The following is a 13,981-nucleotide window of genomic DNA, read 5'->3' as shown; positions in this document are numbered from 1 at the left end:
GTATTTTTAAATTACATTTTTTAAGATGGTACACTAAAAATGGAAATTGAAAGAGAAATAATCAACGGCAACGGTTTAAAAGTTCCATGTGTAACTTTTAAACCTCCAAACCCAATAGGAGCGGTTGTAGCTGTCCATGGTTACGGGGGTTTAAAAGAAGAGATGATGGGCGTTGCATGGCATATGGCAGAAAAAGGATTTGTAGTAGGGGCTATAGATCTTAGGGGTCATGGTGAACACCTGCTTGATCTGGATAGAGATATTCTTTTGGATATTGAAACGGCTATTTCACATTTTAGACCTTTTGGGAAAGTAACTGCAGTAGGTCATTCATTAGGTGGGCGTCTTTCACTTATTAGCAGTGCAGATTATGCCATTGGAATATCTCCTGCATTGAACAGAACATTCAGTCCTCAAACTAAGGAATTACTTGAGGAACGAAGGGATTATAGGGTACGCAGGTCTAAATGTACTGTATTCAATATTTTAAATGATCTTCCACAGTTTCAGCCTGATGAAAGTAGATCATTGATTATTTATGGATCGCGTGATGTACTTGAAATTATGTCTGAATGTGCTAAATTAAAATCAGGTGACACTCAAGTTATTCAAATAGATAAAACGTTACATAATGACATATTTTTGTTTGGGCAAACTTTTGAAACTATAACTCAAAAGTTGCATGAATGGTATGTATAAAAAAATTCTAAAATTGTTTAAATTGATTATTCTTTTTTATATGGTTATAATGGCTATTATAAATGCGATAATGAATTCTTGGGATGTACATACTTATTCATCATCAGAGTAATGGGGATTATCTTGGTAATCATTATCTTTATTGTAGTAATCTAATTTTTTCCATTCCATTTCAAAGACACTGGATACGTAAGCTGCTAAAAATGGGCTGGATATCCATATTATGGTTGTACTATCTACATTTGGGACTCCCTTTTCAATTTGAGCCATCATAAAAACACATTCTTTATTATCTACCACCATATTTTTCATGTAATAAGGATGTCCTTTTTTAATATCTGCGTATTTATCCAAATGTTCTAAAAAGTCAACAAATTCTGTATTAACATGTTCTGCAATGATTCTAACACTTACGCCCCTTTGTTTAGCTTTTGAAAGTTCTTTTTTAAATATATTAACTCCATAGGGCAAATATAGACTGCCCATTAATATTATTTTGTTCTTAGCATTTTCAATTAAATGTTCTGTTATTTGAATAATCTTATCTGGTGAATGCACAACTCTAATTAGGGGAGTTTCATTTTCAAGTATATTGTCATAGATCATAGTTAATTCGCTAGAAATTTCATCTAATTGTGAATTCAAGTATGATTTGTGTTCTTCTATAACTTCGCGAGGATAACGAGGCTTTACAGTTGCAGGTCTAGTTTTTTCAATTATTATCCAGTTATCTTTTTCTAATTTATTTAGTACTTCATAAATTTTGGTTCTAGGAACTTCTGATTTTTCAGCGATTGCCGTAGGGTTCGAAGTTCCGGTTTTTATAAGTGTATGGTACGCTTTAGCTCCATAATAGGTCATTCCCATCTTTTGTAGGATCGATAATATCTCTTGCTCTTTCATATGGATATTGTTGCTATTAATGCCTAATAAACTTGATGTAAAGGTTGTATATAATTTTATATTAACTATTATAAAATCTTAATAGATTTATGGAAAAATTAAGTATAACACGTGTGATAAATTCATAAATGCCTATTTTAGTTTGGTATTTATAGTAATTTGTTAATATATGTGAAAGATTGTAGTCTATAATGTATTTTTAAAGATCAATGAGGTTAATTTTATAATTGGATATGATTTATTCATTATGTGTCCTTTTATAACGGTCAGAAATTATTATTACTGATTTATTATATTTTTTTTATTAAATTAGTATTTTGTTTACTTTATATACATTCTTAATACAAAAATAGGGCTTTTGTAACTTTAAACTACTATAAAAGTTACAAAAAGCTTAATAATGAATATATAAAACTTGAATTAAAGATTAGAGATTAAAAAAATCATATTTTTCCTATGGGGGTGGTTAATAGGAAGGAGGTAATATTTAAATTAATATTAATCTGGGGTAAGTTAAGAATTAAGTTTTAAATCAAATTAGACTTAATCTAACTATCTTTATTAAGCAACAATATAATTAACAAGTTTTGGTCGTGTTTTGTAGCATGATTTCAACGATAAATATGGGTGATATTTATGGGTATTCGTGAAGATGTTGGTGGTATTTTGAATGAGCTTTTGGAGAGGGCTCCTGGTGATGTTACTGGTGCTGCTCTTTTAAGGCCGGATGGTTTAATGATAGCTTCTGTTTTATCTCAAGATACTGATGAGAAGCGTTTAGCTGCAATGGGTGCGGCTATTGTAGGTACTTCTCAAAGAACTTGTGATGAGTTAAGCAGGGGAGATTTAAGTGAAATTATAATTGAAGGAAGTACTGGTAAAGCTACATTTTCTTTTGCAGGTAGTAAAGGTATTTTAGCAGTTCTTTCACCTAAGGAAGTAAATTTAGGGTTAGTATTGATGGAAATTGAAAGGACATCAGAACAAATAGCAAAAGCAATGGAATAAGCGGTGATTAAATGGAAGATAATCCAACTGATATAATTATAGCAGGACTTATAGAAGCACTCTGGAGCACTCTTGGTGAAGGTTCTTTCCCGATTTGGAGGCAGGTTGCTAATAGATTTTATGAGACAATAGAGGCTAATGGGGGCGACATGAGTACTTATGAGTCAAGTTTAGATGCTATCAAAGATTATTATAAGAGTCACGGTACTTTAAGTGAGATGACTTATGAAATAAAAGATGGTGAGGCAACCATAAAAGTGACAGGCTGCGGTTTTATGCCTATTGTTGATGAAATGGATGAAAAAAACATAGATGAAGAACATTCATGTCCATTCTTTAATACATCTTTGGTTGCTATTGAAAATATTTCAGGGAACATGTACGATTGGAAAAGAGAAAAACAAGAGTATGGTACTTGCAGTGCACATATAAAAAAAATTTAATATGTTGTAGGAGTTTTATGAGTAAATCCGCAACAATTACATACCTCCTCCGAAACACTCATAAAACATGAATTTTTTTATTTAAATAAAATTAATAATGGACTGGCAGTAATGGAAGGAGAGAATAAGAGTATAATTAAGATAGTTGTTTTCGGAGCGTTGGACGCTGGTAAAACGACTTTTGTTGAAACTATAAGCGGTAAGAAGCTGCTTATGAAAGGGGAATTTGAAAGAATTACAAATAGCTTTGATTTTGTTCAGTTAGATTATGATAATTATTTTATTCAGTTGTTTGCCACGCCGGGACATCGGAGATTCTCGTTTATGTGGAATACTCTGGCTATAGGTATGGATGGAGCTATATTTTTGATAGATTCAACTGTTGGTATTTCGCCTGTTGATAAAGAGCTCATGGCATTTATAAAAAAGCATAATGTGCCTTATGTTGTGGCTATAAATAAGGATGATCTTGTTCATTTATCTCAAGAGAATGTAAGGGAAGAATTGGAAATTTCTGATGAAGTTTCAGTGATAAATACTTCTTCTGTTACAAAACAAAATCTGGATCTTGTAATGGAAACGCTCATGATGGATATTACAAATACAAACAATAAATAGGAGGTGAAAAGGCTATGGTGAATTGTAATGGTACTGAAAAATTAGATTTAAATATTGAAAATGTTTTAAGGCCATTGATGAAGATTAATGGTGTACAGAATTGTATACTTGCAACTATGGGAGGTATACCAGTTGGGAGGATGGATCAGAATGATTCTATTGTAAGTGCTACAAGTGCAGCTGTTTTAGGTGCAGTTACTGAAATGGTTAAAAACATAAATTTTGGGATGCCTGAGAAGTTAATAGTTGAAACAGATTATGGTAAGATTATCATGGAAGAAATTGGATCGGAATATGTTGTGGTAGTACTTACAGATGATAATGCAAATATTGGAATGATCAGGTTAACTCTTAAAAAAGCAGCCTTAAATATTCAGAATTTAATTCAAACACCCTCTGGATAATACAATTTAAAGATTGATATAAATGGAGCCTATTTCTAAACAAATAAAAGATATCTTGGATGAGATGCACAGTAAAGCTCGTATAATGGAGTCTTATGTAATTAGAAAGGATGGTCTTATTATATGTTCTTATGTTCCCGGTTCAAACAGCCAGCGAATATCTGCAATGTCTGCAGCTTTAATGGAACTTGGGAAAAGGACCTTAAAAGACATTGGAAACGATGACATGAAACTTATAATGGTCAGTGGAAACAAAATGAATATTGTTATATCAGGATCAAAAAGTATTGCACTGGTGTGTGCAGTTGGGTCTGAAGTGAATATTGGAATGATCTTTCTATTGATTAAAAAAGCAGTGCCAAAAATACAGTCAATACTGGAAGAAAGCTACGAAAATGTTTCAATAGTATGGAAACAGTAAATATAATCTAAAAATTATTATTTTAGTAAGTTATAATATAATAATTCACTATTTTAAGTTAATTTTATTGCCCTTGAAAACTTTTATAAACATTTAAACCATACGGTTAAATCTATTAACAAGAATGTAGATACTTGAAATTAAATAGTTCTAAAATAGAAGGTGTACTTAAAATTGGGCTTAAATGAAAATTTTCTTTATAATATCTCTAAAACGCAAAAAAATATTTTTTTAATATGTAAATGCTCTTTTAATCTTAAAAAACTTATTTTAAGTTATATTGTGGAGAGCAGCTGTTTTTTAACTTCATCAGTTGGAAGGTCTTGGTACGACGGATGAATATGATAAAAAATGGAGAATCCTTCTGGCTGTTTCAATAGGTGCTTTAATGGTTCCAATAAATGCCAGTATAACTAATGTTTCCCTTCCACAGATAGCAGAATTTTTCATGGTCAATGTGGCCACAGCAGAATGGGTTTTGACATCATACCTGATCATGTTTATAGGTCTGGTGCTGTTTTTTGCTAGATTTGGAGATTTTTATGGGCATGAACGCCTGTTTTTGGGGGGGCTTGTTGGTTTTGTAATAGCATCTATACTCTGTAGTTTATCGCCGTCTATCATAACTTTAATTATATTTAGGGGATTGCAAGGGGTTACAGCAGCTATGATCCTCTCAGTTTCAATGGTTATCATTGAAAAGTCATTCCCACTCCGTTACCTTGGGAAAGCAATGGGCATATACTCTGTAGCTATTGCAGCTGGTTTAGCATTTGGACCTGCAATAGGTGGAATCATGAATGGTCTTTTTGGTTGGAGATCTATATTTTTGATAAATATTCCAATTGGAATTCTGGCCTTTGGAATTTGTTATTTCACGCTTAAACGTGGAGAATCTAATAAAGTCAAGTGGGATCTTCCTGGAACGATACTTCAATTTACTTATTTGTTCCTGATAATTTATGCATTGAACCTTATAGAAAACTCAAATTACGCAGTGGCAGCTGTTATTGGTGTTTTGTCGGCGATAACCTTTGTTATATTTGTATATACTGAGTTGAAATCAAAAAATCCAATGATAGAACTTAAATTATTCAAAAATAAAGTATTTTCAGCATTCAACGCGTGTTTGCACTTAAATTATATTTGTATGTACATGATGCTTTTTGCAGTGCCGTTTTACCTGCAGAAAGTCCTGCATCTCAGCTCAAGTATATCTGGTATGGTTTTAACTGCTTCACCTATAGTTATGATGCTTATGGCCACTGTAAGTGGTTCTTTGTCAGATAGAATAGGGTCACGGATTCCAGTTTTCTTTGGATCTGTTATTTGCATAGCTGCAATGCTTTCAATGACTCAACTTACAGTTTCCTCCAGTGCAATAGATGTTTTCTGGCGTCTTGCACTTCTTGGACTCGGCACAGCATTGTTTCAGGCCCCTGCAAATAAAACATTGATGTCAACACTGTCACACAAAAATGCAGGGATGGCATCGGGTATTATTGCAACTGTAAGGGATATGGGCATGGTCTTTGCTGTTTGTTATGCAGGACTTTTGATAAATTCTGCTATATCTCCACAGCTCATGCTTCAAAATCAGTTATTTTCAGGTGCAGCAGTTGATTTAACAACAGGGATACATAGAGTTGTTTTGTTTGGGGCTATTTTAAGCACTTTAATGGCTTTAATGTCATTTACAGGTGTTGAAAATAAGAGGAAGGCTATATCAAATTATGGTGGTTCATTTCGGCATATAAGAAGTATCTTTGAGGAAAGAACCAAAAAATATCTGGAAAACATTTTAAACGGCGCTTCAAAATAAGTTCAATACAATAAACTGGAAAATTCGCTCTTAAAAAAGTTAATTATATTTATAGAAACACTAAATTTTCTTACTATTTTTGGATTGTTGTATCTTACTATTTTTTATTGTAATATTTTGTTTTGTCGATGCATTTAGGAGAATTTATTAGTAAGATGAGACATACACTTCAAGTGTAAAATATATCACATTTTGTGATATTAGGAGGAGGATGCAGAAAATTCAGTTTAATTATCCTATAGTTTTAACATTAATCAGTTTATTTGCATTTTGTATGGTTATTGTCTTAATTAAATTAATTTACAGGCATAATCCTCATAGTAATGCGCAATATGGAAATGAAATTATCCTTTTTCACAGTGATGAAAGATTTAAAAAAAGAGTTTGGAGATTTAATCTGATTGAAGAGATGAAGAACTTAAAAAATAAAGGAAAAATTACAGGCGAATTGGAACTCAAATTAGTGGTTGGAGAATTCAGCGAAGATACTCAAGAGATAGTTAAACACGCAATTAATCATAAATTTAGATTAATAACAATTATAGCAGGACCTAAAGTATTTTGTGAAGATAAAACTGAAATTTACACACTTCTTGATAAATATAAAAGTGTAAAATACTTTATTTTGCCAATAAGGCCCATTAAGCACTTTATGATTCTCTCAATAAATTCGCAGAATTTATTGGGGCCCTCGAAAAACTCAGTTTTTCGTAAGTTCAATAATGGTCATTTATATATAGAAAAGCCCCATAGGCATAATGAAAGTCGAGGATCAGTCGGTGTTAAAAATAGCAATCCTGGATTAATAAAAATTTATGGCAACGCTTTTAATGAAATGTTAGGACACGCTCAACTATTAACTAAAGATGAAGTGTTAAACCAGCAGTGTTACAATGAATAAGATATAATTTTTAACATTTCAGTATTGTAAGGTTAATAGATAGAAAAAAGATTAAAAGGAGTAAAAATGGACATCACGGCTTTAATCCCAGAATTTTTAGTATTTAGCTTGGCGGGGGCTTCATTATCTATAGCTGCGTATTCTGCATTTAGAGATAAAAATGACGATAAAAAATTGCTTTTGATCATTGCAACTTGCTTTAGCAGTGCATTTTTAGTACTTTTTATTTTATCGTTTATTACAATGGATAACATGGAAACTTTACCCTATGCACTGGTTTTAATTTTTTATATTTTGATTTTTATGGCAATACTTTCCATTATTGGGTTTATTATTCACAGGTTACGGGTAGATCAGAAAGTTAAAGATGATGAACTGGACTCTGCTATAGATATAATAGAATCCAGTAAGGATGGTCTGGATAGTTTTATTGGTTTGCTGGAATCTCGAAGGAAATAAATGTTATATATTTATTATTTAGCTTAAATAAAGTCTTATATATTCTTTTTTAAAATTTACTGTAAATTTTTTCTGAGTACTGCCTAATGGAATCCTTAAAAGGAGAATAGGTATATGAAATAGTACTTATTATTAAAAATATATAATTTAATATGATGATCAAATTTACAGGATTATAAAAAAATGACACCTCAAAATACGGAAGAAGGTTATGGATCTAAAGACCTTTTAAAAAAGGCGCGTGAAAGCAGAGGTAAAGACTTTAAGAAAGTGCTTAAGGAAGTTGAAGATGCGATTGAAAAATCCGAAAACCCTGATGAAAATCTTTTAAGGGCTAAAAAAATACTTACGGCTAGAATGAGTTCTAGAATGCATGATAAGGAGAAAATTTCTAAATAGGGTTCATTACCGCTTTTGATGCGCTTAATATTCTATTTTTTAATTTTTAAAGCTATGTTGGCTTGTAACTTTTTTTAATGTTTTTAGTATCTAAACTAAATTAGATGTTTTCAACTTCTTTAATTATACTTTAATGTAAAAAAAGATATTTATTCATTTTAAATAGATAAGTAGACATTTACGGATTTTAATTACTAAAATATTACCAGTACCCTTTAGTAAACCTTATCCGAACCCAGTCCTTTCCCCTGCTTGTAAGGTAGCCCCCAAGGCCTATGATATATAAAAGAGTGGGGTATGCAATAAACCTTTCAGCACCGCCCAAACCTAAATATGCTGCAAAAGGATTATTTCCATAACTTACAGCGAATGATAGGATTAACATGAGAGAAAATAAGCCAGTTACTAATGAAACTACAACCATGGGTATGTTTAATCCTAACCTATAGGAAAAAATGACAGCTAAACTTCCAAATAGGAATACAATTACTGAAAAGAATGCATGTGCGCTTCCAGTATATGAAGGGAACAGTCCTACCCCTAAAGCACCGGCGGCAGCAATAGCCAGGCAGGATGAAAATAGACGGCAGCCACCGCTTTTGAGAATTAAATAAACTGCTGCAAGTACAAGAATTCCCATGATGATAACGCTGAGGTTAAAAAGTACAGCTGACGGTTCTACAGGGGGTAATGTACCTCCTAAATCACTTAATGTGTTTTCAGCAACGCTGTAGCCTGGAAATTGTGTTTCGGCCAGGCTAACTGCCAAAAAAAATTGTAAACAACCTATTACGAGTAAAATTCCTGCTTCTTTATAGTAATCTTTTTCTGGTCTGAATATACTTCCCCTTTGAAATTTCATGGTTTTACCTTCAAACATCTTCTATTTATTATTATATAACTTGATGTTATTACTTTTAATGTGGGGAATGTTAGTTTTGCAAAATCATAAAAAAACACTAAATTTAATTTGCACTTAACTTTTGGAGTGATTTATTGTCGAGTGTAATGACATCAATGCCTTTTTCAGCCACGTAAAGCAGGGCTTGCGCCAGTTGCTTGGAAGTTATCACGGTGGATGGAACAAGCTTACCTGAAATTTTAATGAATCCTAATGTTATTTTCTTGAGAATAGATTCATTGGTCTGAGGATAGGTTGGTATAATTCCTCCAGGCCGGGCTATATACAGTTCTTTAAAATTTAATTCTTTTAATGCATTTTCAGTTTTTCCTTTTATTCTTGCAAAAAGAATTCTGCTTTTTTCAGAGGAATCTGCCCCCTGTCCACTTAAAAAAACAAAAGTTACTGCAGGGTTAGCTGCAAGCATAGTTTTAGCTGCTGCAACAGCATATTCATAAGTAATTATCTCGTACTCTTCTTTACTTACCTGGTTTTGCGAAATACCAAGGCACCATATACATGCATCTACCTCTTTAAAAACTGGTATTAAATCTGTATAATCTAAAAAATCAGTTTTTATGATTGTTTTTAGCTTTGGATCCTCAATACTTAGGGGATTACGCACAACTGCTGTAATTTCGCTAATATCCTGTTTTTTGATTGCCTGGCGAACTACCTCTGAACCGACCATACCTGTAGCACCAAAAATAATTATCTTCAAATTTTCACCCTTTAAATAACCAAATATTTAATTGCAGGTGATATAAATGTTTTCTGTTAAAATAAAAAGATATATTTCAAGAATTGCAGTGCCATTACAGTTGATGTAGATTTCAAATGATAATATTATAATGATGTGTGTCTTTAATGTGATTGTAAAAGGTAGTATGATTATTTAGTTAATAAAAAATTAAAACCAGCTATTTTTTAATTAATCATAAATAAACAAGTTGTTTCATTCATTCTGTTGGTTTATGTGATATGTCTCTTTAATAGTTAGTTAAATGTTACATATCCTCTTTTAACATTTTTTTTAATTCTTTGACTGATAACAACGCTCCCATGGATTTTATTTCTCCGTTTATAATTAGTGCAGGACAGCTGGTTATGTTCATCTCTATGGCGTGTTTTAAATCAATTCTTTCTATTTTTTCATCTAAATTAAGCTCTTTCAATGCTTCTTGTAGATTCTTTCCAAAAGCCATACATTTGGGGCAATCATCAGTCATGTAAACTTGAAGTTTCATCATGCCATAATATGTTGTCTATAAAATAAAAATATTACTTTTTAGGCTCGGAGTACCTATTTCCTTTCTGAAACAGCTCTTGAAATACCGTATTCTAAATGTTCCTGTTTTACAGGCTTACTTAAAACAATAGCATCTTCGGGTAATTGAAGCGATTTAATCAGGCAGTTTTTAATAAAAATAGTCAGGAATATAACTGGAATTTTATATAGATCCTTTATTTTGTTTGCAGCTTCCACACCGCTCATTTCACCCTTTAATTTTATATCCATTAAAACTAGATCTGGGTTTAAATTTCCTGCTTTTTGAACTGCTTCTTCTCCGCTTGAAGCTACAGCAACTACTGTGTGTTTTAAGTTCCCTAAAGATTTTTTTAAGTCCAAAATAGTTTTGGATTCATTTTCGGCGATTAAAACGTTCATAACAAGTGTATATGTGGTGCTAATATTATTTATATTTGATTACAGTACTTTTATGGGTGATTGTGCTTAATTTAAATACATAATTATTATTTTTAAAGTGATATAAGGACTAAACAGAAACGCTTTATTTTTTTAGATGAATGTGGGAACCCCTCCCAGAAAGAATGGAGTTAGGAGTTACCTGTACAGTTAAGGTAGGCAGTGGGAGGGGTTCTAAAATGTCGATATGTCATGGTAAAAATAAATCTTTTTATAGTTTTGAAGATCAGTATCCTGAACTTTAGTAATTAGGCCGCTTTTTTCTCTATAAATATGTACCTAATTGCGTACATAACTGGGAGCGTTAGAATAGCGCCTCCAATTATGAGAATTGCTCCAATATCCATTAAATACCTCCATAAAGATTAATTTCATAGTTAACCATCATAATTTTACGTGGAAAAATAAAAAGTTGTAATAATTAATGGGAAAAATGTAGAATGCCAAAATGTGCGCTTTTTAATATTGGGGACATTATTGTGTGGAGACAAAGTTTATTGTTGCAGTGGTGGTCTGCTGTAGCTATATTTGGTTGAATCTAATAAAACCAGCCAGTCAAAATCAATGAAACTTTTAGGAGTCAGTGTAAAGTAGTTAAAATTCTTTGTAATACTTGAACAAGTGCTAAATGCATTAATTTCTTGAATTAGGAGTTTTTGCCCATGGTGAGTCGGAATGAACATTGGTTTTTTGTTTTTTAAACACATTTAATTGAGGCTATTCTAATTCATGTACTATCTTAATTTGTTACTAAATTAGTAATAATTATTACTATCAAAAATCAGAGTAATATAAAATGTTTTTAAAATTTTTTAGCGTATTTTCACCTAAAATTTAACTTAAATATATTCTATTATAATCTTGATTGGAAAATTAAGCAAATGGAGGTGATGTATGTGAGTAACGATGATTTGATAAATGAATTTGCAGCTACAAAGGAATATCGGGCGTGGCAGGAATCATTATTGGCCATTATAGGCTATGCTAAAAATGAAGAAATTAATGATGAAGACCTTATCACTGATTTTATAGCAGATCATATTAATTCGAGCCTTGAACTATCAAAAGCATTGGATAGAATAAAAAAGAAGCTGGATGAAGAAAGTTTAAGTGAGAAAACAGTGGAGTGATCTATTTTTTACTTTTTGAAAGTCTATTTTTTGGTAAATGGTACAGATTTTAAATAAAAAATTATGCAGGTCACTGTCAAATCTTCGATTTGACGCATCGAAAAACAAAGTTTTTCTAAAGCTTCGTGTCCTAAAATTCAGAGAATTTTCGAATGGTTCGTCATACCAGCGTATAGCGAACTAAATTTCTATCATTATACAAATTTTATATTTTGAATGAAATCTCTAAAAAACTAATAATTAAGTCTTTCCATTTGTATTTAATAGGAAATAATAAAATTATTCTGTAACTGATAAGATAACAGAAGGGATTTTGTAATTCGCATTGTTGAAAGTAAGTGTAGTGAGACTCAAAAAGAATAAAATATTGAAATGACATGATTTCAATGATTTAACCATTTAACAAATAATCTTGATTAAAAAAGGAGAATTCAAATGAACTATAATCGATACAAAAAAGGGAATATAGTGCAGATTTGCATCGATTATGAACTAATTGAAAAAGAGCTTAAAGAAGCCCGCTATGATTTAGAATCTGCAGAAAATTCCATTAAATCAGAAAATTACAAGTGGGCCATAGTTCAAAGTTATTATTCCATGTTCCATGCTTTTAGGGGGCTCCTTTTTAGCAGAGGTTATAAAGAAAAAAGCCATTCTGGACTTAAATTTGCAATTAAAAATCTATTTGTAAATTATGGAGTTATAAGTGATGATATTTTCTTAGATTTTGATGCTGCTATGAAAGCAAGAGAAATGGCAGATTACAGCTACATTTATGATGAAAAAACTGCATTAGATATAATTGAATCTACCAAAAAGTTAATTACTGAGGTAGAAAGTTCTTTTTAAGGTTAAAATCATTATTATTAAATTTATATGTAAAAAGCAGCATATATTTTGGATAAAATTAGTAGCTAATTAAAATTTTTAAAAAAATGTTTTTTAGGCATTTAAATTGGAGTAAGTTTGAAGTTATCTTTTGACCACAACCCCAATAACGCCTCCTATCAAACTTAAAACCAGGCTTATAATTATGGATAATTGAAGGACAACATATCCTGTAGTTAGGACATTGTCTAACCCTATTTTTAATCCAATGGCACTTATATTTCCAAAGCCCAGGATAAGTATTAAAGCAATTATTAAACCGCCAATTAATCCTGAAATTGCCCCTACAACAGCGCCGTCTTTTTCGTCCATTCCCTCATAGTCTTCAAACCCCTCACTGGGGTAAGATGATAGAAATCCTCCAATAATGGGTCCTAAAAAAGCTAGAGGGAAGAATATCAACGATAAAACACTAGTTATAACTGCATTAATTAAAGCACTTATTCCTATAATTTTCCAGTCCATTTCATCAACCTTAAAGTTTATATTTACTTTCCCTTCGATGTTTTTAAGTTTATGGTTGGATATGCCGGTATCTATTTTATCTAATTGAATATTTGAATTAAAAATTTTAATTAAAAAGGTTTTTTCCCTAAATACTTGTATAATTGAAAATATTTTGGGTTGCAAAAATATAAAACATTTTTTGACATATTTAATCAACTTCTTCACGTAATTTTAGTTTAATGAATTTCGCATACCATAGTTTTATATCTATGTTCTAAAAAAGTGATTTCAGTGATTAAAATGGGAAATGAAAAACTGATTACATGCTGCGGCCTGTACTGTGGGGACTGTTATGGCTATCATGCGAAAATAGCTTCTCTTGCAGGAAAACTTGATGGAGAACTTGATAATGCAAATTTTAAGAAGCATGCAGACCATTTTTCTGCACTGCCATTTTTTAACGAATTTAAAAACTACGATAGTTTTGTAGATGTATTAAAAACGTTAAAAAGGCTAACATGTGAAGGCTGCAGGAACAGGGGAGGCTCGCCTTTTTGTGAAATTAGAAGATGCTGCAGGGAAAAGGAAATTATGGGCTGCTGGGAATGCGGCGAATTTAAAAGCTGCAAAAAGCTTAATTTCTTAAATGCAGTCCATGGTGATGCACATATTAAAAATTTAGATATTCTTAAAGAGAAAGGTGCGGAAAACTTTGTAAATGGGGATAGATACTGGTAAACAGCCTAATCTTCATTTTTTATTTTAATAACGTGATTACATCTGTAAGTTATATGTCTACGTGTTGTAGGAAATATCAAATTAAAATGAAA

The 13,981-nt window shown here is 31.6% G+C and carries 20 protein-coding genes; 14 read left to right on the top strand and 6 right to left on the bottom strand.

Going from position 1 to position 13,981, the window contains the following annotated elements; genetic code table 11:
- The first annotated feature begins 39 nt into the window (after window positions 1-39).
- Window positions 40-699, top strand: coding sequence for an alpha/beta hydrolase (locus EJ01_RS03320; protein WP_048080469.1), 660 nt, complete (start codon window positions 40-42; stop codon window positions 697-699).
- Window positions 700-792: 93 nt separating this feature from the next.
- On the opposite strand, the gene EJ01_RS03315 is transcribed toward EJ01_RS03320, so the two are convergent.
- Window positions 793-1,602, bottom strand: coding sequence for a TrmB family transcriptional regulator (locus EJ01_RS03315; RefSeq protein ID WP_084689113.1), 810 nt, complete (start codon window positions 1,600-1,602; stop codon window positions 793-795).
- Window positions 1,603-2,238: 636 nt separating this feature from the next.
- Here EJ01_RS03315 and EJ01_RS03310 point away from each other — a divergent pair.
- The 9 genes from EJ01_RS03310 (at window position 2,239) to EJ01_RS03270 (ending at window position 8,077) form a co-directional block, all read left to right on the top strand.
- The gene (locus EJ01_RS03310) at window positions 2,239-2,610 is read left to right on the top strand and encodes a roadblock/LC7 domain-containing protein (protein WP_052375780.1); all 372 of its coding nucleotides are present in this window, start codon (window positions 2,239-2,241) and stop codon (window positions 2,608-2,610) included.
- A gap of 11 nt (window positions 2,611-2,621) precedes the next feature.
- Window positions 2,622-3,053 (top strand): hypothetical protein, encoded by a 432-nt coding sequence (locus EJ01_RS03305; RefSeq protein ID WP_048080467.1) that lies wholly within the window; start codon window positions 2,622-2,624, stop codon window positions 3,051-3,053.
- A 111-nt stretch (window positions 3,054-3,164) separates the two neighbouring features.
- Window positions 3,165-3,671, top strand: a complete 507-nt coding sequence (locus EJ01_RS03300; protein ID WP_052375778.1) for a GTP-binding protein — start codon at window positions 3,165-3,167, stop codon at window positions 3,669-3,671.
- Between the two features lie 14 nt (window positions 3,672-3,685).
- Complete coding sequence (locus EJ01_RS03295) at window positions 3,686-4,075, top strand: roadblock/LC7 domain-containing protein (protein ID WP_048080466.1); 390 nt, start codon at window positions 3,686-3,688, stop codon at window positions 4,073-4,075.
- 22 nt (window positions 4,076-4,097) lie between these two features.
- Complete coding sequence (locus tag EJ01_RS03290) at window positions 4,098-4,496, top strand: roadblock/LC7 domain-containing protein (RefSeq protein ID WP_048080465.1); 399 nt, start codon at window positions 4,098-4,100, stop codon at window positions 4,494-4,496.
- Between the two features lie 313 nt (window positions 4,497-4,809).
- Window positions 4,810-6,318, top strand: coding sequence for an MFS transporter (locus EJ01_RS03285; protein ID WP_245611140.1), 1,509 nt, complete (start codon window positions 4,810-4,812; stop codon window positions 6,316-6,318).
- 211 nt (window positions 6,319-6,529) lie between these two features.
- Window positions 6,530-7,219, top strand: coding sequence for a hypothetical protein (locus EJ01_RS03280; RefSeq protein ID WP_245611139.1), 690 nt, complete (start codon window positions 6,530-6,532; stop codon window positions 7,217-7,219).
- Between the two features lie 66 nt (window positions 7,220-7,285).
- Window positions 7,286-7,678: a hypothetical protein gene (locus tag EJ01_RS03275; RefSeq protein WP_048080464.1), complete on the top strand. Its 393-nt coding sequence runs from the start codon at window positions 7,286-7,288 to the stop codon at window positions 7,676-7,678.
- Window positions 7,679-7,861: 183 nt separating this feature from the next.
- Window positions 7,862-8,077, top strand: a complete 216-nt coding sequence (locus EJ01_RS03270) for a hypothetical protein (RefSeq protein WP_048080463.1) — start codon at window positions 7,862-7,864, stop codon at window positions 8,075-8,077.
- 202 nt (window positions 8,078-8,279) lie between these two features.
- Here the strand turns inward: EJ01_RS03270 and EJ01_RS03265 are convergent, their stop codons facing one another.
- From EJ01_RS03265 to EJ01_RS03250, 4 genes are all read right to left on the bottom strand, one after another.
- Window positions 8,280-8,939, bottom strand: coding sequence for a DUF998 domain-containing protein (locus tag EJ01_RS03265; RefSeq protein WP_048080462.1), 660 nt, complete (start codon window positions 8,937-8,939; stop codon window positions 8,280-8,282).
- Window positions 8,940-9,042: 103 nt separating this feature from the next.
- On the bottom strand, window positions 9,043-9,699 hold the full coding sequence (locus tag EJ01_RS03260) for an NAD(P)H-binding protein (RefSeq protein ID WP_048080461.1): 657 nt from the start codon (window positions 9,697-9,699) through the stop codon (window positions 9,043-9,045).
- 286 nt (window positions 9,700-9,985) lie between these two features.
- The gene (locus EJ01_RS03255; RefSeq protein ID WP_048080460.1) at window positions 9,986-10,225 is read right to left on the bottom strand and encodes a thioredoxin family protein; all 240 of its coding nucleotides are present in this window, start codon (window positions 10,223-10,225) and stop codon (window positions 9,986-9,988) included.
- Window positions 10,226-10,281: 56 nt separating this feature from the next.
- Window positions 10,282-10,647, bottom strand: coding sequence for a response regulator (locus tag EJ01_RS03250; protein ID WP_048080459.1), 366 nt, complete (start codon window positions 10,645-10,647; stop codon window positions 10,282-10,284).
- A 140-nt stretch (window positions 10,648-10,787) separates the two neighbouring features.
- Here EJ01_RS03250 and EJ01_RS17120 point away from each other — a divergent pair, with 140 nt between their 5' ends.
- The 3 genes from EJ01_RS17120 to EJ01_RS03240 all read left to right on the top strand — a co-directional run bounded on the left by EJ01_RS17120 (window position 10,788) and on the right by EJ01_RS03240 (window position 12,665).
- Window positions 10,788-10,931: a hypothetical protein gene (locus EJ01_RS17120; protein ID WP_157197537.1), complete on the top strand. Its 144-nt coding sequence runs from the start codon at window positions 10,788-10,790 to the stop codon at window positions 10,929-10,931.
- 651 nt (window positions 10,932-11,582) lie between these two features.
- Window positions 11,583-11,816, top strand: a complete 234-nt coding sequence (locus tag EJ01_RS03245; RefSeq protein ID WP_048080458.1) for a hypothetical protein — start codon at window positions 11,583-11,585, stop codon at window positions 11,814-11,816.
- Between the two features lie 435 nt (window positions 11,817-12,251).
- Complete coding sequence (locus tag EJ01_RS03240; RefSeq protein WP_052375776.1) at window positions 12,252-12,665, top strand: HEPN domain-containing protein; 414 nt, start codon at window positions 12,252-12,254, stop codon at window positions 12,663-12,665.
- Window positions 12,666-12,788: 123 nt separating this feature from the next.
- On the opposite strand, the gene EJ01_RS03235 is transcribed toward EJ01_RS03240, so the two are convergent.
- Window positions 12,789-13,169 (bottom strand): DUF5518 domain-containing protein, encoded by a 381-nt coding sequence (locus tag EJ01_RS03235; protein ID WP_048080577.1) that lies wholly within the window; start codon window positions 13,167-13,169, stop codon window positions 12,789-12,791.
- Window positions 13,170-13,451: 282 nt separating this feature from the next.
- On the opposite strand from EJ01_RS03235, the gene EJ01_RS03230 reads away from it, so the two are divergent.
- Window positions 13,452-13,889, top strand: a complete 438-nt coding sequence (locus EJ01_RS03230) for a DUF3795 domain-containing protein (protein WP_048080457.1) — start codon at window positions 13,452-13,454, stop codon at window positions 13,887-13,889.
- The last annotated feature ends 92 nt before the right edge of the window (window positions 13,890-13,981 follow it).

The organism is Methanobacterium veterum, assembly GCF_000745485.1.
GTDB lineage: Archaea > Methanobacteriota > Methanobacteria > Methanobacteriales > Methanobacteriaceae > Methanobacterium_D > Methanobacterium_D veterum.
Note: the sequence above shows the minus strand (reverse complement) of the source record. Positions and strands in the feature narration are given on the sequence as shown.